The organism is Actinomadura kijaniata NBRC 14229, assembly GCF_001552175.1.
Lineage (GTDB): Bacteria > Actinomycetota > Actinomycetes > Streptosporangiales > Streptosporangiaceae > Spirillospora > Spirillospora kijaniata.
On the sequence record NZ_BCQR01000053.1, the window covers coordinates 25,115 to 43,093 of the forward strand.

The 17,979-nt window shown below is 72.9% G+C and carries 18 protein-coding genes; 6 read left to right on the top strand and 12 right to left on the bottom strand.

Annotated features, from left to right (window positions below):
* Nucleotides 1–57: 57 nt before the first annotated feature.
* Nucleotides 58–1,179 (top strand): PQQ-dependent sugar dehydrogenase, encoded by a 1,122-nt coding sequence (locus AKI01S_RS18005; RefSeq protein WP_067818694.1) that lies wholly within the window; start codon nucleotides 58–60, stop codon nucleotides 1,177–1,179.
* Here the strand turns inward: AKI01S_RS18005 and AKI01S_RS18010 are convergent.
* Genes AKI01S_RS18010 through AKI01S_RS18020 form a run of 3 tightly spaced genes read right to left on the bottom strand, consistent with a single transcriptional unit; the run spans nucleotide 1,176 to nucleotide 3,190 of the window.
* Nucleotides 1,176–1,946 (bottom strand): DUF4253 domain-containing protein, encoded by a 771-nt coding sequence (locus AKI01S_RS18010; protein WP_083999773.1) that lies wholly within the window; start codon nucleotides 1,944–1,946, stop codon nucleotides 1,176–1,178. The genes AKI01S_RS18005 and AKI01S_RS18010 overlap by 4 nt on opposite strands.
* Before the next feature lie 29 nt (nucleotides 1,947–1,975).
* Nucleotides 1,976–2,722 carry a DUF4253 domain-containing protein gene (locus AKI01S_RS18015; protein ID WP_067818696.1) on the bottom strand — a complete coding sequence of 249 codons (747 nt, stop codon included), beginning with the start codon at nucleotides 2,720–2,722 and terminating at the stop codon, nucleotides 1,976–1,978.
* A 27-nt stretch (nucleotides 2,723–2,749) separates the two neighbouring features.
* Complete coding sequence (locus AKI01S_RS18020) at nucleotides 2,750–3,190, bottom strand: Lrp/AsnC family transcriptional regulator (RefSeq protein WP_067818698.1); 441 nt, start codon at nucleotides 3,188–3,190, stop codon at nucleotides 2,750–2,752.
* Between the two features lie 80 nt (nucleotides 3,191–3,270).
* Between AKI01S_RS18020 and AKI01S_RS18025 the strand changes: the two genes are divergently transcribed.
* From AKI01S_RS18025 to AKI01S_RS18035, 3 genes are read left to right on the top strand one after another with little or no spacing between them, the layout of a single operon-like run.
* Nucleotides 3,271–3,633 (top strand): ABC transporter permease family protein, encoded by a 363-nt coding sequence (locus AKI01S_RS18025; protein WP_218009715.1) that lies wholly within the window; start codon nucleotides 3,271–3,273, stop codon nucleotides 3,631–3,633.
* Nucleotides 3,626–3,961: a branched-chain amino acid transporter permease gene (locus AKI01S_RS18030; RefSeq protein WP_067818701.1), complete on the top strand. Its 336-nt coding sequence runs from the start codon at nucleotides 3,626–3,628 to the stop codon at nucleotides 3,959–3,961. Before AKI01S_RS18025 ends, AKI01S_RS18030 begins: the two co-directional genes overlap by 8 nt.
* 27 nt (nucleotides 3,962–3,988) lie before the next feature.
* On the top strand, nucleotides 3,989–4,798 hold the full coding sequence (locus tag AKI01S_RS18035; RefSeq protein ID WP_067818704.1) for a thioesterase family protein: 810 nt from the start codon (nucleotides 3,989–3,991) through the stop codon (nucleotides 4,796–4,798).
* Between the two features lie 84 nt (nucleotides 4,799–4,882).
* On the opposite strand, the gene gatB is transcribed toward AKI01S_RS18035, so the two are convergent.
* From gatB to AKI01S_RS18055, 4 genes are all read right to left on the bottom strand, one after another.
* Complete coding sequence (gene gatB / locus AKI01S_RS18040; RefSeq protein WP_067818792.1) at nucleotides 4,883–6,367, bottom strand: Asp-tRNA(Asn)/Glu-tRNA(Gln) amidotransferase subunit GatB; 1,485 nt, start codon at nucleotides 6,365–6,367, stop codon at nucleotides 4,883–4,885.
* Nucleotides 6,368–6,378: 11 nt separating this feature from the next.
* Nucleotides 6,379–7,884, bottom strand: coding sequence for an Asp-tRNA(Asn)/Glu-tRNA(Gln) amidotransferase subunit GatA (gatA, locus tag AKI01S_RS18045; RefSeq protein ID WP_067818707.1), 1,506 nt, complete (start codon nucleotides 7,882–7,884; stop codon nucleotides 6,379–6,381).
* Between the two features lie 2 nt (nucleotides 7,885–7,886).
* Complete coding sequence (gene gatC / locus AKI01S_RS18050; protein ID WP_067818710.1) at nucleotides 7,887–8,186, bottom strand: Asp-tRNA(Asn)/Glu-tRNA(Gln) amidotransferase subunit GatC; 300 nt, start codon at nucleotides 8,184–8,186, stop codon at nucleotides 7,887–7,889.
* 104 nt (nucleotides 8,187–8,290) lie between these two features.
* Nucleotides 8,291–8,650: a hypothetical protein gene (locus AKI01S_RS18055; protein WP_067818713.1), complete on the bottom strand. Its 360-nt coding sequence runs from the start codon at nucleotides 8,648–8,650 to the stop codon at nucleotides 8,291–8,293.
* Between the two features lie 109 nt (nucleotides 8,651–8,759).
* On the opposite strand from AKI01S_RS18055, the gene AKI01S_RS18060 reads away from it, so the two are divergent.
* Nucleotides 8,760–9,002, top strand: a complete 243-nt coding sequence (locus AKI01S_RS18060) for a DUF6458 family protein (protein ID WP_067818716.1) — start codon at nucleotides 8,760–8,762, stop codon at nucleotides 9,000–9,002.
* Nucleotides 9,003–9,316: 314 nt separating this feature from the next.
* Here AKI01S_RS18060 and AKI01S_RS18065 read toward each other — a convergent pair whose 3' ends face one another.
* The 5 genes from AKI01S_RS18065 to mnmA all read right to left on the bottom strand — a co-directional run bounded on the left by AKI01S_RS18065 (nucleotide 9,317) and on the right by mnmA (nucleotide 16,831).
* Nucleotides 9,317–11,401: a putative bifunctional diguanylate cyclase/phosphodiesterase gene (locus AKI01S_RS18065; RefSeq protein ID WP_083999775.1), complete on the bottom strand. Its 2,085-nt coding sequence runs from the start codon at nucleotides 11,399–11,401 to the stop codon at nucleotides 9,317–9,319.
* A gap of 177 nt (nucleotides 11,402–11,578) precedes the next feature.
* On the bottom strand, nucleotides 11,579–13,762 hold the full coding sequence (ligA, locus tag AKI01S_RS18070; RefSeq protein ID WP_067818720.1) for an NAD-dependent DNA ligase LigA: 2,184 nt from the start codon (nucleotides 13,760–13,762) through the stop codon (nucleotides 11,579–11,581).
* A 49-nt stretch (nucleotides 13,763–13,811) separates the two neighbouring features.
* Nucleotides 13,812–14,822: a methionine synthase gene (locus AKI01S_RS18075; protein WP_067818723.1), complete on the bottom strand. Its 1,011-nt coding sequence runs from the start codon at nucleotides 14,820–14,822 to the stop codon at nucleotides 13,812–13,814.
* Nucleotides 14,823–14,868: 46 nt separating this feature from the next.
* The gene (locus AKI01S_RS18080; protein ID WP_067818726.1) at nucleotides 14,869–15,687 is read right to left on the bottom strand and encodes an LLM class F420-dependent oxidoreductase; all 819 of its coding nucleotides are present in this window, start codon (nucleotides 15,685–15,687) and stop codon (nucleotides 14,869–14,871) included.
* Between the two features lie 58 nt (nucleotides 15,688–15,745).
* Nucleotides 15,746–16,831, bottom strand: coding sequence for a tRNA 2-thiouridine(34) synthase MnmA (mnmA, locus tag AKI01S_RS18085; protein ID WP_067818729.1), 1,086 nt, complete (start codon nucleotides 16,829–16,831; stop codon nucleotides 15,746–15,748).
* Between the two features lie 40 nt (nucleotides 16,832–16,871).
* Here mnmA and AKI01S_RS18090 point away from each other — a divergent pair, with 40 nt between their 5' ends.
* The gene (locus AKI01S_RS18090) at nucleotides 16,872–17,936 is read left to right on the top strand and encodes a DUF695 domain-containing protein (protein WP_083999777.1); all 1,065 of its coding nucleotides are present in this window, start codon (nucleotides 16,872–16,874) and stop codon (nucleotides 17,934–17,936) included.
* Nucleotides 17,937–17,979: the final 43 nt, after the last annotated feature.

The following is a 17,979-nucleotide window of genomic DNA, read 5'->3' on the forward strand; positions in this document are numbered from 1 at the left end:
TCGGGGGAACGAATCGGGCACCGGATCCGTAGTACCCGGGAAACGGGAGGACGTGCCATGGGGAAGATCACCGCGTTGGCGCTGACGGCGGCCCTGCTGACGGCCTGCTCGTCGGGTCCCCCGGGCGGGGCGCGCACCCCGGACCCGCTGCCGACGACCGGCGCGGCGACCGGCCCGGCGACCGGCGCGACGACGCCCGCCGCCCGGACCGGCGCGGCCTCCCCCGGTCGGCCGCGCGAGCTGGCGCGGGGACTGGACGTCCCGTGGGGCGTGGCGTTCCTGCCCGGCGGGGACGCCCTGGTCACCGAGCGGAACAGCTCCCGCCTGCTGCGGATCACGCCCCAGGGCCGGGTCACCGACGTCGGCGGCGTTCCCGGCGTGCGGCCCGGCGGCGAGGGCGGGCTGATGGGGGTGGCGGTCTCGCCGGGGTTCGACCGGGACCGCCTGGTCTACGTGTACTTCACGGCCGCGGCCGACAACCGGGTGATGCGGTTCCGTTACGACGACAGGATCGGTCCGTTGCAGGAGGTGGTGACGGGGATCCCCAAGGGGGCCAACCACAACGGGGGACGGATCGCGTTCGGCCCCGACGGGATGCTCTACGTCGCGACGGGCGAGGTGTACCGGACCGAGCTGGCCCAGGACCGGAACTCCCTGGGCGGCAAGATCCTGCGCGTGACTCCCGACGGCAAGGCCGCGCCGGGCAACCCGTTCGGCAACCGGGTGTGGACGTGGGGGCACCGCAACGTCCAGGGCCTGGCCTGGGACGAGGCGAAACGCCTGTACGCCACCGAGTTCGGCCAGGACCGCTTCGACGAGATCAACCTCATCGAGAAGGGCAAGAACTACGGCTGGCCCGAGGTCGAGGGTGTCGGCGACGACAAGGACTTCGTCAATCCCCTGCTGACCTGGACCACCGAGGAGGCGTCCCCCTCGGGCCTGGCCTACGCGGGCGGCTCCCTGTGGGCGGCGGGCCTGCGCGGCGAACGCCTGTGGCAGGTCCCGGTGAAGGACGGCGGGGCGGGCCGCCCGATCGCGCACCACACCGAGGAGTACGGCCGCCTGCGCACCGCGGTCCGCGCCCCCGACGGCTCCCTGTGGGTCACGACCAGCAACCGCGACGGCCGCGGCTCACCGCGCCGGGGCGACGACCGGATCCTGGTGTTCCCCCTGCGCTAGTCCCACCAGAAGTGCCAGCGCTCGGCGTCGACGAGCGAGACGGCGTAGGTCTCGAAGTCCCCGCTGCCCTGCCAGACGTTGTCGGGGCAGAACGCCATGTGCTCGGCGGCGACGTGCCGCGCGTGCTCCGGCGTCCGGGGCGGCGCGGCCACGGACAGGTCGAGCGTGTCGAACCCGACCTTCACCACCCGGGCCCCGAAGCGGTCCTCCCAGGACCGCACGATCGCCGAGATCTCCTGCGTGTGGTCGGTGTGGTTGAGCGGCCCGTGCCACCCGACCAGGCTCAGGGTGTCGGCGCCGCGCCCGGCGGGCACCAGCCCGAGGAACCGGCCGACCCCGATGGCCAGCCCCTCCGCCAGCTCCACGGCCACGTCGTCGGGGTCGGACACCCCGATCCCCGGATCCGCCAGGCCCGGCCAGGGGTCGTTCAGCGGGGCGGCGTGCTCGTTCTCGGTCACCGCGTCCCAGAACCTGCGCAGTACCCCGTCGGCGGCGAGCACGTCGATCGCCCCGGCCGGGACATGGCCGAGCTCACCGTCGTGCCAGGGCCGCGTGGGCTCCCCGTACAGGCCGTCGAGCAGCAGCGGGTACAGCCCGGTCTTCTCCCGACGGGCGTACAGGTCCGCCCAGAGGTCCCCGGCGTCCACCAGCGGTTCGTCGCTCACCCACAGCACGGGCCGGTCGGCCCACCGCTCGTGGACGAACTCCGGGTCGGGGGCGACCAGGCGCCCGGACGGCAGATCGGACGGCAGCGACTCGAAGGACATACCGGCACCGTAACCAGGAGGTACGACATTCAGTCCCACCAGTTCCACAGGAACGCCCAGTACGCGTCGTCCACCAGCTCCTCGGCGTAGTGGTCCAGGTCGTCGAGGTCGAAGTAGTCCGGGCGGAACGCCAGGTGCTCGGCGGCGACGCGCCGCGCGTGCTCCAGCGTCCGGGGCGGGGCGGCCACGGACAGGTCGAGCGTGTCGGGCCCGGCCATGACCACGCGGGCTCCGAAGCGTTCCTCCCAGGACCGCACGACCGCCGCGACCCGTCCGGCATCGTGGGCGTGGCCCAGCCGCCCCCGCCAGCCGCACTCGGCCAGGGCGTCGGCCCCTCGGGCGACGGGGACCAGGCCGAGGTGCCGGTCGTCCCCAGAGGCGAACCGCCGGGCCAGTTTCCGGGCGGCCGCGTCGGGATCGCGCCGCTCGACTCCCGCGTCCGCGAGCCCCGGCCATGGCTCCGGCCACGGCTCCCACCAGTGGCGCAGGACCTCGCCCGCGTCGAGAGCGTCGACCGCGCGCACGGGAACGTGACCGAGCTCCCCCGCGTGCCAGGGCCGCTCCGGGGTCCCGAGCAGGGTTTCGAGCATCAGGGGATACAGCCCGGTCTCCTCCCGCTGCTCGTACAGCCGTGTCCACAGCTCGCCGGAATCGACCACCGGCCCGTCGCTCACCCACAGCACGGGCCGGTCGGCCCACCGCTCGTCGGCGAACTCCGGAGAGGGGGTGACCAGCCGCCCCGGCGGCAGCCCCGGAGGCAACGACCCAAGCGACATGCCCGCACCGTAGCCGGGGAACGGCCGCTACGCGGTGGGCTTGACGATCTTCATGGTGAAGTGCGAGGTGATCCCCTTGATGCGGGGAATGGTCATGACGCGCCGGCTGAGGAAGGCCTCGTAGGCGGCCAGGTCAGCGACGGCGACGCGCGCGAAGTAGTCGGGGTCGCCGAACAGCCGCCGCAGCTCGACGACCTCCTCGGCCTCGGCCAGGGTGCGTTCGAAGCGCTGGACGGTCTCGGCGTCCTGGGCGTCGAGGGTGAGGTGCAGCAGGACCTCGAAGGACCGGCCCACGGCGGCGGGGTCGATGACCGCCCGGTAGCCGCGGATGACGCCGTCGGCCTCCAGCCGCTGGACGCGTCGCAGGCACGGCCCGGTGGTGAGCCCCACCCGCTGGGCCAGCTCGACGTTGGTCAGCCGACCGTTCCGCTCCAGCTCGGCGATGATTGCGCGATCGATCGCGTCCATGCGGAGAAGATTGCACCACATGCGGCCAGCCGAGCAATATTCGCAACCATATGTGGCGCGATCTGCGACATCCTGGACGAATGCCGTATGACGTCAACGCGGCGCTGCCCGAGGCCGAGCGCTCCGCGTCCCGGCTGCTGGCGATGCAGGCCGCCTGCCAGGCCTACCGGGTCGGCGGCGGCCTGGTCGGCGTCGCCGTCGGCAGCGCGCTGCCCGCGCCGGTCAGGGGCCTGGAGTTCGCCCTGTGCGCGCTGTTCACCGTGCTCGCCCTGGACGCCTTCCGCTCCCGTCGCCAGATCCCCTCGGTGCTGCTGGCCGTCGCGAGCGTGACCTGCGCCCTGCTGCTCACCCCGGGCGCGGCCATGCTGACCGCGCTGCTGGGGTTCGTGGTGCTGCTGCCGGCCCGCGACGCGCTCACCGCCCGGGAGGCCGCCGGTGCCTGACACCCCCTACCTCGTGGCCGTCCTGGCGATCGTCTTCACGATCACGCTGGCCCTGCGCGCCGTTCCCTTCGCGGTGCTGCGCGCGCTGGGCGCCTCGGCGACCGTGCGGCGGCTGTCGGTGTGGATGCCGGTGGGCATCCTGGTGATCCTGGCCGCGACCACGCTGCACGGCGCCGCCACCGAACCGGCCGCCGGGCCCCGCGCGATGCCGTACGCCCTGCTCGCGGTCGCCGTCACCGCGGGCGTCCATCTCGCCTTCGGCCGCCGCACGATCTGGAGCGTCGGGATCGGCACCGCCGTCTACGTCGTTCTGGTCAACGTCCTCTGAACCCCGCCGCTCCAGGAGAGACCTCCGTTGAACGCAAGCGCACCGGCTCCCGACGGCTACTACGAGCGCGTCGACGAGCACCGCTACAAGCCCACCGCCCACGCCGGCGGCGCCTGGGATCCGGGCGAGCAGCACTTCAGCCCGCTGGGTGGTCTCGTCGTGCACGCTATCGAGCGGCACCTGGCCGCCCGCCCGGACACCGGCCTGCTCCTCGGCCGCGTCGGCTTCGACATCCTGGGGCGGCTCGCCCTCGACGAGTGCGAGATCGACGTGCGGACGGTCCGGCCCGGCCGCACCATCGAGCTGGTCGAGGCCACCGTGCTCATCGGCGGACGCCCGGCGGTCCGGGCGCGCGCCTGGGCCCTGGCGGCCGTGGACACCGGCGCGGTCGCGGGCGGCGCCCCCGACCGGCTCCCGCCGCCCGAGGGACTCGACCCGTGGCCGCTGACCTCGGTGTGGCCCGGCGGGTACATCGCCTCCCTGGACGTCCGCCCGGTCGGCCCGCCGCGGCCCGGCCGCACGACCGCCTGGGTCTCCACCGGGCTCTCCCTCGTCGCCGGGGAGACCAGCGGCCCGCTAGCGTCCTACGTCGCGCTCGTCGACACCGCCAACGGCATCGCCGTGCGTCAGCCGCCCACCGTCTGGATGTTCCCCAACGTCGATCTGACCGTCCACCTGTACCGCCAGCCCGAAGGCCGCTGGACCGGGCTGGACACCACCGTCGTGTTCGGGGGCACGGGTCAGGGCGTCACCAGCACCGTCCTGCACGACGTCGCCGGGCCCGTCGGGTACGCGCAGCAGATCCTCACGGTCCGGCCGCTGCCGGGCTCCGGCTGACGCGGCGCGGTCCCCGCCCAGACGAGACGGGCCGGGAGCCGCCTCGTTCCGGCGGTCCCGGCCCGTCGCATCGTGGGCCGTGCGTCAGGAGACGCCCAGCTTCTCCAGGATCAGTTCGCGGGCGCGGCCCGCGTCGGCCTGGCCCCGGCTGGCCTTCATCACCGCGCCGACCAGGGCGCCGGCGGCGGCCACCTTGCCGCCGCGGACCTTGTCGGCCACGTCGGCGTTGTCGGCGATCACCTGGTCGATGATCGCGGCCAGGGCGCCGTCGTCGGAGACGACCTTCAGGCCGCGGGCGGCCACGACCTCGTCCGGGGTGCCCTCGCCGGCGAGGACGCCCTCGAACACCTTGCGGGCGAGCTTGTCGTTCAGCTCCTTCGCGTCCACCATCGCCTGGATGCGGGCCACCTGCTGCGGCGTGATGGCCAGGTCGGCCAGCTCGACGTTCTGCTCGGTGGCGCGGCGGGACAGCTCGTTCATCCACCACTTGCGGGCGGCGCCCGGGTCGGTGCCCGCGCGGACGGTCTCCTCGATCAGGTCGAGGGCCCCGGCGTTGACCACGTCGCGCAGTTCCAGGTCGGACAGGCCCCACTCCCCCTGGACGCGCCTGCGGCGGGCCGCCGGGAGCTCGGGCAGGGAGGCGCGCAGCTCCTCGACCCACTCGCGGGACGGGGCCATCGGCACCAGGTCCGGCTCGGGGAAGTAGCGGTAGTCCTGCGCCTCCTCCTTGGACCGGCCGGACGTCGTGGTGCCGCTGTCCTCGTGGAAGTGGCGGGTCTCCTGGACGATCTTGCCGCCGGCGTCGAGGACGGCCGCCTGCCGCTCGATCTCGGAGCGGACGGCGCGCTCGACCGAGCGCAGGGAGTTGACGTTCTTGGTCTCGGTGCGGGTGCCCCACTCGGAGGCGCCGCGCGGCATGAGGGAGACGTTGACGTCGCAGCGCATCGAGCCGTGCTCCATGCGCACCTCGGACACGCCCAGGGAGCGCACCAGCTCGCGCAGCTCGGTCGCGTACGCCTTGGCGACGAGCGGGGCCTTCTCGCCGGTCGCGGTGATCGGCTTGGTGACGATCTCCACGAGCGGGATGCCCGCGCGGTTGTAGTCCACCAGCGAGTGGTCCGCGCCGTGGATGCGGCCGGTCGCGCCGCCCACGTGCAGGGACTTGCCGGTGTCCTCCTCCATGTGGACGCGCTCGATCTCGATCCGGAACGTCGTGCCGTCCACCTCGACGTCCAGGTGACCGTCGACGCACAGCGGCTCGTCGTACTGCGAGATCTGGTAGTTCTTCGGCATGTCCGGATAGAAGTAGTTCTTCCGGGCGAACCGGCACCACTCGACGATGTCGCAGTTCAGCGCCAGGCCGATCTTGATGATGCCCTCGATCGCGGCCTTGTTGGTGACCGGCAGCGAGCCGGGCAGGCCGAGGCAGACCGGGCAGACCTGGGTGTTGGGCTCGGCGCCGAACGCGGTGGGACACCCGCAGAACATCTTCGACCTGGTGCCCAGCTCGATGTGCGTCTCGATGCCGAGCACCGGCTCGAACCTGGCGAGCGCCTCTTCGTACTTCATGACGGTCGTGCTCACCTGTCCGCCTCCAGCTTCGGGGCCTTGGCCAGCAGCGGGCCGCCCCAGCGGTCTTCCAGGGCCTTCTCGACGGCGGCGCCGACGCGGTACGCGCGGTCGTCGCCGAGGACCGGGGCCATGATCTGCAGTCCGACCGGCAGACCGTCCTCGTCTGCCAGTCCGCACGGGACGGAGATGGCCGCGTTGCCCGTCAGGTTCGACGGGATCGTGCACAGGTCCGCCAGGTACATCGCCATCGGGTCGTCGGCGCGCTCACCGATCGGGAACGCGGTGGTCGGCGTGGTCGGCGAGACCAGCACGTCGACGCGCTCGAACGCGGCCTCGAAGTCGCGCGCGATCAGCGTGCGGACCTGCTGGGCCTTGCCGTAGTAGGCGTCGTAGTAGCCCGACGACAGGGCGTAGGTGCCCAGCATGATGCGGCGCTTGACCTCGTCGCCGAAGCCCTCGGCGCGGGTCAGGGCCATGACCTCCTCGGCGCTGCGGGTGCCGTCGTCGCCGACGCGCAGGCCGTACCGCATGGCGTCGAAGCGCGCCAGGTTCGACGAGCACTCCGACGGCGCGATCAGGTAGTAGGCCGGCAGGGCGTAGGAGAAGTTCGGGCAGGAGACCTCGACGACCTTCGCGCCCAGCGACTCCAGCAGCTCGACGGCCTCGTTGAAGCGCGCCAGGACGCCCGGCTGGTAGCCCTCGCCGCCGAACTCCTTGACGACGCCGACGGTCATCCCGGCCACGTCGGCGCGGCGGGCGGCCTCGACGACCGGCGGGACCGGCTGGTCGATGGAGGTGGAGTCCATCGGGTCGTGCCCGGAGAACGCCTCCTGGAGCAGCGCCGCGTCCAGCACGTTGCGGGCGAACGGGCCCGGCGTGTCCAGCGACGACGCGAACGCGATCATGCCGTAGCGGGAGGCGCCGCCGTAGGTCGGCTTCATGCCGACGATGCCGGTGACGGCGGCGGGCTGCCGGATGGAGCCGCCGGTGTCGGTGCCGGTGGACAGCGGGGCCTGGTAGGCGGCCACGGCGGCCGAGGAGCCGCCGGAGGAGCCGCCGGGGATGCGGGTCCGGTCCCACGGGTTGCGGGTGGGGCCGTAGGCGCTGTTCTCGGTCGAGGACCCCATGGCGAACTCGTCCATGTTGGTCTTGCCGAGGATCACCAGCCCGGCCCGGCGCAGGCGGGCGGTGACGGTCGCGTCGTACGGCGGCCGCCAGCCCTCCAGGATCCTCGAACCGGCGGTGGTCGGCATGTCGGCCGTGGTGAACACGTCCTTGTGCGCGATCGGCACGCCCGCCAGCGGCCCGAGCTCCTCGCCGGCGGCGCGGCGCTCGTCGACCGCGCGGGCCTGGGCGAGGACGGTCTCGTCGTCCACGTGCAGGAACGCGTGGATCTCGCCGTCCACGGCGGCGATCCGCTCCAGGTGGGCCCGCGCGACCTCGACGGCGGAGGTCTCGCCGGAGGCGATCAGCGCGCCCAGCTCGGCGGCGCTCCGGTGGATCAGATCACTCATGCTCAGGCCTCCTCGCCCAGGATCCGGGGGACGCGGAACCGCTGGTCCTCGGCGGCCGGAGCACCGGACAGGGCCTGCTCGGGCGTGAGCGAGGGCCGGTTCTCGTCGGACCGGTAGACGTTGGTCAGCGGCAGCGCGTGGGACGTCGGCGGGATGTCCTCCGCCGCGACCTCCTGCACCCGCGCGACCGCGGAGATGATCTGATCGAGCTGGGCGGCGAGATGATCGAGCTCATCGTCGCCGAGCGCCAGCCGGGACAGCCGGGCGAGGTGCGCGACCTCGTCACGGGTGATCGCGGACATGTGGAAACCGTTCCTGCAGAGAGATTGGGTTCTCCGCCATCCTATTGGCCGCCGGGCCCGGGGCCGACCGGATTTACGCAGGCAAGATCCCCGGTGGCCCGCCCTCAGCCCTGCCGCGGCGGCTGCTGCTGGGGCGGGGGCTGCGGGAACGGCTGCGGCTGCCCCGGCTGCGGCGCGGCGAACGGCTGCGGCTGCCCCGGCTGCGGCATCGCCCCCGCACCGGGGAACGGCCCCGGCGGGTACGGCGGCTGCTTCGGTGTCGCCTTGTGCCCGGCCAGCGCCCCGGCGACGAGCACCGCACTCGACAGCACGAGGAAGCCGCCCGCGATGACCTGGGCCAGGTTCTCCAGCCGATAGGTGCCGCCGTCGGTTTCGATGCCCTCCATCGTCATCGCGAAGAAGAGCAGGATCGCCGGAATGCCGAGCACGATGACCGCGACACGGAGCTGGTTGATGAAACCCATGACGAGCGATCGTAACGCGCGGGTCAGGGGACGGTCGGCAAATAGTCCGTTTCGGGGCCCCTCACAGGGAAGTGTCCTCTCGTACGTCCTTGGACGAGAGGAGAATGCCGTGACCATCGGCGGCAGCATCGCGCTGATCATCATCGGGGCGATCCTGGCCTACGCGGTCGAGTTCGACATCAGCGGGCTCGACATCCGGGTGGTCGGGTTCATCCTGATGGTCGGCGGGCTGATCGGGCTGGTGATCGGGGTCGCGCGGATCGCGTCGGCGCGGCGCCGGACGGCCGCTCCCCCGGCGGCGGTCCGCGAGGAGTACTACGAGGAGCCCCCGGCCCGCCGCCCGCGTTACTAGCCGTGTTTCAAAAGCCCTGGCCCACGGCGCTCGCCCGGGGGCTCGCACCTCACCAGGTCTTGGCGAGCGCGACATCGCTTCGCGATCTGACCTGCGGACCCTCGCCTCCGGCATCGGGCCCGCAGGTCAGATAACGCGCTCGCGCGCGTGACCGAGGTCCGTTTCGAAACACGGCCTAAGGCGCTTCTGATGGATCACCAAGATCATCCCGCAGGTCACGTGACAGCGCTGCGGGTCGCCTCTCGCGGATCCGCTGTCACGCCGGTCACGGCAGTGCCGCCCGCCGGGACCGCTCAAGATTCATCAGAAACGCCCTAGGCGGCGGGTTCGGGGGCCCGTTCCATGCGGCGGCGGAGCCAGTCGGTCGCGGTCGCGGCGTCCATGGGGCGGCCGAAGTGCCAGCCCTGGGCGGCGTCGCAGCCGATCTCGCGGAGCGCGCGGGCGGTGGCCGGGTCCTCCACGCACTCGGCGACCGAACGCATCCCGAGGGTGCGGACCAGGTCCACGATGGAGCGGACCAGGACCGCGTCGTCGGGTGAGGCGGCCAGCCGGCGCACGAACGAGGCATCGATCTTGATCTCCTCGACCGGGAGCCGGCGCAGCCGCACCAGCGAGGTGTAGCCGGTGCCGAAGTCGTCGAGGCTGAGCGGGATGCCGAGCTCGGCCAGCGCGCCGACGGTGTCGGAGGCGTAGGCGGGCTCGTTCATCAGGATCCGCTCGGTGATCTCCAGTTGCAGGGCGGCGGCGGGCAGTCCGTGGACGTTCAGGCCGTTCTCGATGGTCTCCACCAGCCCGGCGTCCAGCAGGTCGCGGCCGGAGGCGTTGACGGCGACCTGGACGGTGAGGTCCTCGCGCCACCAGGCGGCGGTCTGGGCGAGGGCCGAGTCCACCACCAGATGGGTGATGGAGCGCATCAGGTAGCTCTGCCCGGCGATCGACAGGAACTCGGCGGGCTCCAGCAGGCCCCGCTCGGGGTGCCGCCAGCGCAGCAGGGCCTCCATGCCGACCAGCTGGCCGTCGTGCAGGGCGATCTTGGGCTGGTAGAACAGCTCCAGCTCGCCGCGGTCCACGGCGCGGCGCAGGTCGCCGAGCATGGACAGCCGGGCCGGCGAGTTGCGGTCCTTGTCGGGCGAGTACACCTCGACGCCGTTGCGGCTCTCCTTGGCGTGGTACATCGCGACGTCGGCGCGTTGCAGCAGCAGGTCGAAGTCGTGCGCGTGGTCGGGGCACAGGGCGATCCCGACGCTGGCCTCCAGGTCGAACGACATCCCGTCCAGCCGGACCGGCTCGGAGAGCGCGGCGCGCAGCCGGGCGGCGACCTCGCGGGCGGCGGCCTCGTCGCGGACGGTGGGCAGCAGCACCGCGAACTCGTCCCCGCCGAGCCGCGCCACCAGGTCGCCGGGCCGCACGCTGTGGGTGAGGCGGTGCGCGACCATCTGGAGCAGACGGTCGCCGGTGGCGTGCCCGAGGGTGTCGTTGACCTCCTTGAACCGGTCCAGGTCCAGCAGGAACAGCCCGGTGCGGCGGTCCTCGGCGGCGCGCCGCTTGAACCCGCGCGGGCCGTCGGCGCGGACCTCGGCCAGGGCCTCCTCGGTGCGGACGGTCAGCAGCTTGCGGTTGGGCAGGCCGGTCAGCCCGTCGTGCAGCGCCTGGTGCTCGCGGCGGACCGACACCGACGCGTTGAGGTAGACCGCGATGAACGGCAGCACCACCAGCAGCAGGAACGCCCCCGAGCGGTCCATCGCCACCACGATCATCGGGGCCAGCCCGAGCAGCGCCAGGTGGACGAGCACCTGGTAGCCCAGGTCCCAGCGCAGCGCCCGGGCCAGGGAGATCCGCTCGTGCAGCGCGACGGCGGCGGCGACGAGGGTGTCGTTGCAGATGAAGTAGACGGCCCCGGCGAGCGCGATCACCGGGAGGTCCCGGCCGTCGGGCACCCACGGGTCCAGGGGGTTCGGCCGCACCCCGAACTGGTGCAGCACCAGCGCGGCCCCGCCCAGGCTGAGCGAGTACTGGGCCACGTTGAAGGCGATGCGGTGCGGGGCCCTTCCCCACAGGATCCCGCAGACGACCAGCCCGGCCGCGCGCAGCAGGGCGGCGGCCGGCAGTCCCACGTAGAGCAGCGCGGCGAACGAGAACGTCGTGGCCGTGCTGGCCCCGCTGTTCTCCGTCGAGCCCGGCGTGATGATCGGCCGCAGCTCGCCCGCGACGATCAGCACCGCCAGGATCCACAGCACCGGACTGGCGACCAGGGCGTCCGCGGCGCCGCCGGTCAGCCCGGTCACCGCCGCGGCGAGGGCCACCGCGCCGAGCACGGTGACCACCACGAAGTACGTCCACAGCGGGGAGCCCCGGCGCGGCATCGTGTTCCGCGTGTTGTTCGGGTCCTTCATCACCATCTCAAGAGGTTCGGGGGGACCTGTGATGACAGGGAGAGTACGACCTTTGCTCAACTTCGCGAAACCGATTGCCTACAATCCGTTATGCCCAATCCGTGTCGCGATCCTACCAAAGGGTAGCCATACCGTACCGTTAGGTAACTACTCGCTGGTCATCTGGGCAACGAACACGGGCCGTCATTCGTCCCCGCGCAGGGTTACGTTTTTGGCCGCATCCGGCCCCTGGTCGAGCAGCACCCGGAACCCCCCCTCGTCGAGGACCGGCACTCCGAGCTTGACGGCCTTGTCGTACTTGGAGCCGGGACTGTCGCCGACGACCACGAAACCGGTCTTCTTGGACACCGAGCCGGAGACCTTGCCGCCGAGGTTCTGCACGGCCTCGGTGGCCGAGTCGCGGCTGAAGCCCTCCAGCGAACCGGTGATCACGACGGTGACGCCCTCCAGCGGCCGCGGCGCGTCGAACCCCTCGTCGGCCATCCGCACCCCGGCGGCGGCCCACTTCTCGACGATCTCCCGGTGCCAGTCCACCTCGAACCAGCGCTTGATGGAGGCGGCGATCGTCGGGCCGACGCCCTCGACGGCGGCCAGCTCCTCCTCGGTGGCGCCGCGGATCGCGTCGATCGAGCCCATCTCGCGGGCCAGGGCCTGCGCCGCGGCCGGGCCGACGTGCCGGATCGACAGCGCCACCAGCACCCGCCACAACGGCTGGGCCTTGGCCTTCTCCAGCTCCTCGAACAGCACCTCGACGATCTTCTTCGGCTCGCCGTCGGCGTTGGCGAAGAACGTGACGACCTTCTCCTCGCCGGTCTTCGGGTCGATCCTGGGGACGCCGGTGCGCTGCTCGCGCACCACGGTGCGGATCGGCAGCAGCTGCTCCACGGTCAGGTGGAACAGGTCGCCCTCGTTGCGGACCGGCGGCTCGCCGGGCTCCAGCGGCTGCGTCAGCGCCGTCGCGCCCACGTACCCCAGGGCCTCGATGTCCAGGGCCTTGCGGCTGGCCAGGAAGAACAGCCGCTCGCGCAGCTGCGCCGGGCAGAACTGGGCGTTGGGGCAGCGGATGTCGGCGTCGCCCTCCTTCTCGTAGGCGAGCTCGGTGCCGCACTCGGGGCAGTGCGCGGGCATGGTGAACTCGCGCTCGGAGCCGTCGCGCAGGTCCGTCACGGGCGCGACGATCTCGGGGATGACGTCGCCCGCCTTGCGCAGCACAACCGTGTCGCCGATCAGCACGCCCTTGCGCTTGACCTCGCCCGCGTTGTGCAGCGTGGCGTAGGCCACCGTGGACCCGGCCACCTTGACCGGCTCCATCACGCCGTAGGGGGTGACGCGCCCGGTACGGCCGATGCCCACCTTGATGTCGAGGAGCCTGGTGTTGACCTCCTCGGCCGGGTACTTCCAGGCGATCGCCCAGCGCGGCGCGCGCGAGGTGGAGCCCAGGCGGCGCTGCAACGCGAACTGGTCGACCTTGACGACCACGCCGTCGATCTCGTACTCGGGCTCGTGGCGGTTCTCGCCGTAGTGGGCGATGTACTCGCGCACGGCCTCCAGCCCGCCGACGACCTTGTAGCGGTCGCTGATCGGCAGGCCCCACTCCCGCATGGTCTCGTACGCCTCGGACTGGCTGTCGGGCTGCTTGCCGCCGCGCCAGGCGCCGAAGCTGTGGACGAGCATGCTGAGCCTGCGGCGGGCGGTGACGCTCGGGTCCTTCTGCCGCAGCGACCCGGCGGCGGCGTTGCGCGGGTTGGCGAAGACCTTCTCGCCCATCTCCGCCTGCTCGGCGTTGACCTCCTCGAACCGCGCGACGGGCAGGAACACCTCGCCGCGGACCTCCAGCAGCTCGGGCCAGCCGGAGCCGGAGAGCTGGGTCGGGATCGCCTCGATGGTGCGGACGTTGAGCGTGATGTCCTCGCCGGTGCGGCCGTCGCCGCGGGTGACGCCGCGCACGAGCCTGCCGTTCTCGTAGACCAGCGACACCGCCAGGCCGTCGATCTTCAGCTCGCACAGGTAGCCCGCGACCTCGCCGACCTCCCGGACCACCCGCTGGTCCCAGGACAGCAGTTCGTCGGCGTCCATCGCGTTGTCGAGGCTCTGCATCCGCTCGACGTGCTCGACGGTCGCGAACTCGGTGACCATCGGCGCCCCGACCCGCTGGGTGGGCGAGTCGGGGGTGACCAGCTCGGGGTACTCGGCCTCCAGCGCCTGGATCTCGCGCATCAGCCGGTCGTAGTCGGCGTCGCTCAGCGTCGGCTGGTCGAGCACGTAGTAGCGGTAGTTCGCCTCGTCGATCCGCTCGGCCAGCTCGGCGTGCCGCTTCGCCGCGTCCGTCTGCGCCGACTTCTGGGGGACACCTTCGCTCGTGGTCATGGGCCCATTCTCGCCGGTACCACCGACATTACGACCCGCGCCGCGCCCCCTACCCGGCCGCTTCGTAGAGCATCCGGGCCGTCTCGTGGCAGCGTTTCAGGGCGGCCCTGACGTACCGGGGCGAGGCCCCCGCCAGCCCGCACGCCGGGGTGAGGACGACCTGCCGGGCGAGCCGCGCGGGCGGGAACCCGAGCCTGCGCCACAGCTCCCGCACCGGCTCGCCGGTCCGCTGGAGCGCCGGCAGCGCCGTGTCCGTGCCCGGGACGACCCCCAGGAACAGCCCGACCCCGGCGTCGATGGTCTCCCCCACCGCGTCGTCGGCGCGTTCGGGCACCATCCGCAGGTCCACCGAGATCGCCTTGGCGCCCGCGCCGCGCAGCAGCCGGTAGGGGGCGTCGGGGGCGCAGCAGTGCACGACCGGGAACGCGTCCCCGGCCTTCTCGATCACCTGCCGCAGGGCCTCCTCGGCGATCGGGGCCTCCACGGCGCGCAGCCGCGAGAACCCGCTGGCCGTCGGGATCCGCCCGGCCAGGACGGCGGGCAGCGCGGGCTCGTCGATCTGGAGCAGCAGCGACGCCCTCGGGATCCGCCGCCGCACCTCGGCGACGTGCGCCGCGACGCCCTCGGCCAGCGACGCGGCCAGGTCGCGCACCGCGCCGGGGTCGCGCAGCACCCGGTCGCCGCCGCGCAGCTCGATGCCCGCGGCCAGCGTCCACGGCCCCGCCACCTGGATCTTGAACGGGCCGTCGTGCCCGCCCGCCAGTTCCTCCAGCGCGTCCAGGTCGCGGGCCAGGTGGTCCAGCGCCCGCCGCGTGTCGCGGCCGGGGCGGTCGGAGAGGCGCCACCCCGACGGCTCCAGGTGGACCGGCAGCTCGACCAGGAGCCCGGCGCCGCGGCCGATCATGTCGGCGCCGGGTCCCCGGTCGGGGAGTTCGGGCAGGTACGGCAGCTCGGGCAGCTCGCCGAGCACGACCCGGAGCGCTTCGGCGGGGTCGGTCCCCGGATGGGAGCCGACCCCGGTCGCGGCCCCGGGTCCCCACGGAAAACTCGTCGTCGTCACGCCCGGAACCCTATCGGCGACCGGCCCATGACCGGCTCAGACGAGCTCAGACGAGCTCCGCCATCCGGTCCAGGCGGGCCAGGGTCTCCGCCTCCGGCTCGGTCGGCAGGTTGAACAGCACCCGGTCCACCCCGGCCGCCTCCAGCTCGGCGACGATCTCGGCCTTGGGCACCACGCCGAACACCGACACCGGCACGTACCGTCCGGCGCGGTCGCGCAGCTCCTTGATCTGGGCGGGCAGGTCCTCGGTGCCGCGGCCCAGGATCGGCATCCAGCCGTCGCCGAACTCGACGACCCGGTCGAACGTCGTCGGCCCCGACCCGCCGACCAGCACCGGCGGGTGCGGGTCCTGCGCCGGCTTGGGGTAGGAGAACACCGGGTCGAAGTCCACGAACTCGCCGTGGAACTCGGCCTCCTCCTTCGTCCACAGCTCCTTGACCGCGAGGACGCGCTCGCGCAGCAGCCGCATCCGGGTCCGGGGGTCGGTGCCGTGGTTGCGCATCTCCTCGCGGTTCCAGCCCGCGCCGACGCCGAGGATCGCGCGCCCGCCGGAGACCAGGTCCAGCGAGGCGACCTCCTTGGCCAGGATGATCGGGTCGCGCTGGATGACCAGCGCGATGCCGGTGCCGACCTTCAGCCGCCCGGTCGCGGCCGCCGCCGCGGCGAGCGCCACGAACGGGTCGAGCGTCCGGTAGTAGTGGCGCGGCAGCTCCGCGCCGCCCGGCCACGGGGTCTCCCGGCTGGCGGGAATGTGGGTGTGCTCGGCCAGGAACAGCGACTCGAAGCCGCGCTCCTCCAGCGCGCGGCCGAGCGCCGCCGGGCCGATGCCCTCGTCGGTCACGAACGTCGAGACGCCGAAATCCACGGGTGTTCCTCCAGGTCTCAGGGGGACTGGGAAGATACCGGCACGCGGTGGCGGGCGCTCACTCCGCCCCGGCCGTCACGCGGACGGCCTCGGAGATCGTCGCCGAGCCGAGCACCCGGTCGCCCTCGTACAGCACGGCGGCCTGACCGGCGGCCACGCCCTTGGCCGGGGACGCCAGCCGGATCCGCAGGCCCGCGGCGGCGGGCTCGGCGACGCAGTCGTACACCTCGCCGTGCGCGCGCAGCTGCACCTGGCAGCCGATCGGCCCGGCCGGGGGCTCGCCCAGCCACACCGGCCGCTCGGCGGCGATCTCGTCGACGTCCAGCGCCTCGCGCGGCCCGACGGTGACGGTGTTGTCCACCGGGGAGATGTCCAGCACGTAGCGCGGCTTGCCGTCCGGCGCGGGCCGTCCCAGCCGCAGGCCCTTGCGCTGCCCGATCGTGAAGCCGTAGGCGCCCTCGTGCTCGCCGACCCGGTTGCCGTCCAGGTCGACGATCGGGCCGGGGGCCCGGCCGAGGCGCTCGGCCAGGAACGCCTGGGTGTCGCCGTCGGCGATGAAGCAGATGTCGTGGCTGTCGGGCTTGGCCGCGACCTGGATGCCGCGCCGCTCGGCCTCGGCGCGGATGTCGGCCTTGGTGGTGTCGCCCAGCGGGAAGATCGCGTGCGCGAGCTGCTCGGGCGTGCAGACCGCCAGCACGTAGGACTGGTCCTTGCCGTGGTCCACGCCGCGCCGCAGCGTCGCGCCGTCCCAGCGGGCGTAGTGGCCGGTGCAGACCGCGTCGAACCCCAGTGCCCGCGCCCGGTCCAGCAGCGCCTCGAACTTGATCTTCTCGTTGCAGCGCAGGCACGGGTTGGGGGTGCGCCCGGCGGCGTACTCGCTGACGAAGTCCTCCACCACGTCCTGGTGGAAGCGTTCGGCCAGGTCCCACACGTAGAACGGGATGCCGATCACGTCGGCGGCGCGGCGCGCGTCCCGGGAGTCCTCCAGGGTGCAGCAGCCGCGCGCGCCGGTCCGGTAGGACTGGGGGTTGCTGGACAGGGCCATGTGGACGCCGGTGACGTCGTACCCCATCTCGGCGGCGCGGGCGGCCGCCACCGCCGAGTCGACGCCGCCCGACATGGCGGCCAGTACGCGCAGAGTCATAGTCCTCCCAGCGTATCTTCCGCGTACGATGTTCCCCGCTATGGGAATCTTCCGCCGCCCGCGCGAGGCGTCCTCCTCCGCCGCGCTTCCTGCCATCACCGAGTTCTGGGAGTGGTGGGTCCAGGCCCGCCCGCGGATCGAGGCCGCGTTGAGCGCCGCGCCCGGTCCCGACGACCACCCCGCCGAGGAACTGCCCGCCGACCTGGTCGACGAGCTCACCTCCCGGGTCCAGAAGATCGATCCGGAGTTGCAGTGGGAGATCGGCGGCGCCGACGACCGCGCGCCGACGCTGACGCTCACCGGCGGCGGCGACCCCGGGCTGCGCGGCCTGGCCGAACGCTGGCTGCGCGCCGCCCCGCGCGACACCGCCGGGTGGCGGTTCTTCGCGGCGCGGCAGGCCGACCACGAGATGCTCGCCCAGAACCTGGTGCTCGGCGACCACGAGTTCGACCTGGAGTACGTGAAGCTGGGGCTGCGCGCCGACGCCGCCCAGGCCCGCGTGCACGTCACCGCCTACCACCCCGACTTCCTGTTCGTGCCCGAGGAGCAGCAGCTCCAGGTCGCGCTGCACGTCCTGTACTGGGCGCTCGGCGAGGACGACGTGGCGCGCTGGGTCGGCGAGGTGACCATCGCGATGGAGGCGCCGGTGGACGCGCTGCCGCCGTCGATGCTGCCGGTGGTGGTGGAGCAGATCGCCGAGCCGTTCGAGGAGGCCGCCTGGCTGACCGGCGAGGGCCGCACGCCGCGCGGGCACCCCTCCCGGCTGGAGGTGCGGTTCCCGCTGCACCGCCAGGACTTCCCGCTGCACGACCTGCACGTGTCGGTGAGCCTGCCGTACGCCAACTCCAACCCCGACCGGCTGCCGGTCGAGCCGTCCGCGGGGGCGCTGCGCAGGTTCGAGAAGAAGATCGCGGCGCTGGACGGGGTCGTGCTGGCGGCCAAGGAGACCGGCGACGGGCTGCGCGTCTACCACCTGTACGCCGACCCGGACTCGGGCGTGGTGGCCCGGCTGGACCAGCTGGCGGCGTCCTGGTCGGAGGGCAAGGGCAAGGTCGTCTCGGTGGCCGACCCCAGCTGGCGGGTCCTGGCGCCCTACCTGCCATGAGCCCCGTCACCACCCGGCCAGGGTGACCTGGACGACCCGGCAT

What these genes read in the sequence shown, in the direction of transcription:
- AKI01S_RS18020 (WP_067818698.1), bottom strand. Translation starts at nt 3,190, where the DNA reads ATGGACGCGATCGATCGCGCAATCATCGCCGAGCTGGAGCGGAACGGT.
- ligA (WP_067818720.1), bottom strand. Translation starts at nt 13,762, where the DNA reads ATGACCACGAGCGAAGGTGTCCCCCAGAAGTCGGCGCAGACGGACGCG.
- gatB (WP_067818792.1), bottom strand. Translation starts at nt 6,367, where the DNA reads ATGAAGTACGAAGAGGCGCTCGCCAGGTTCGAGCCGGTGCTCGGCATC.
- gatA (WP_067818707.1), bottom strand. Translation starts at nt 7,884, where the DNA reads ATGAGTGATCTGATCCACCGGAGCGCCGCCGAGCTGGGCGCGCTGATC.
- AKI01S_RS18025 (WP_218009715.1), top strand. Translation starts at nt 3,271, where the DNA reads ATGCCGTATGACGTCAACGCGGCGCTGCCCGAGGCCGAGCGCTCCGCG.
- AKI01S_RS18005 (WP_067818694.1), top strand. Translation starts at nt 58, where the DNA reads ATGGGGAAGATCACCGCGTTGGCGCTGACGGCGGCCCTGCTGACGGCC.
- mnmA (WP_067818729.1), bottom strand. Translation starts at nt 16,831, where the DNA reads ATGACTCTGCGCGTACTGGCCGCCATGTCGGGCGGCGTCGACTCGGCG.
- AKI01S_RS18090 (WP_083999777.1), top strand. Translation starts at nt 16,872, where the DNA reads ATGGGAATCTTCCGCCGCCCGCGCGAGGCGTCCTCCTCCGCCGCGCTT.
- AKI01S_RS18015 (WP_067818696.1), bottom strand. Translation starts at nt 2,722, where the DNA reads ATGTCGCTTGGGTCGTTGCCTCCGGGGCTGCCGCCGGGGCGGCTGGTC.
- AKI01S_RS18055 (WP_067818713.1), bottom strand. Translation starts at nt 8,650, where the DNA reads ATGGGTTTCATCAACCAGCTCCGTGTCGCGGTCATCGTGCTCGGCATT.
- AKI01S_RS18010 (WP_083999773.1), bottom strand. Translation starts at nt 1,946, where the DNA reads ATGTCCTTCGAGTCGCTGCCGTCCGATCTGCCGTCCGGGCGCCTGGTC.
- gatC (WP_067818710.1), bottom strand. Translation starts at nt 8,186, where the DNA reads ATGTCCGCGATCACCCGTGACGAGGTCGCGCACCTCGCCCGGCTGTCC.
- AKI01S_RS18065 (WP_083999775.1), bottom strand. Translation starts at nt 11,401, where the DNA reads ATGGTGATGAAGGACCCGAACAACACGCGGAACACGATGCCGCGCCGG.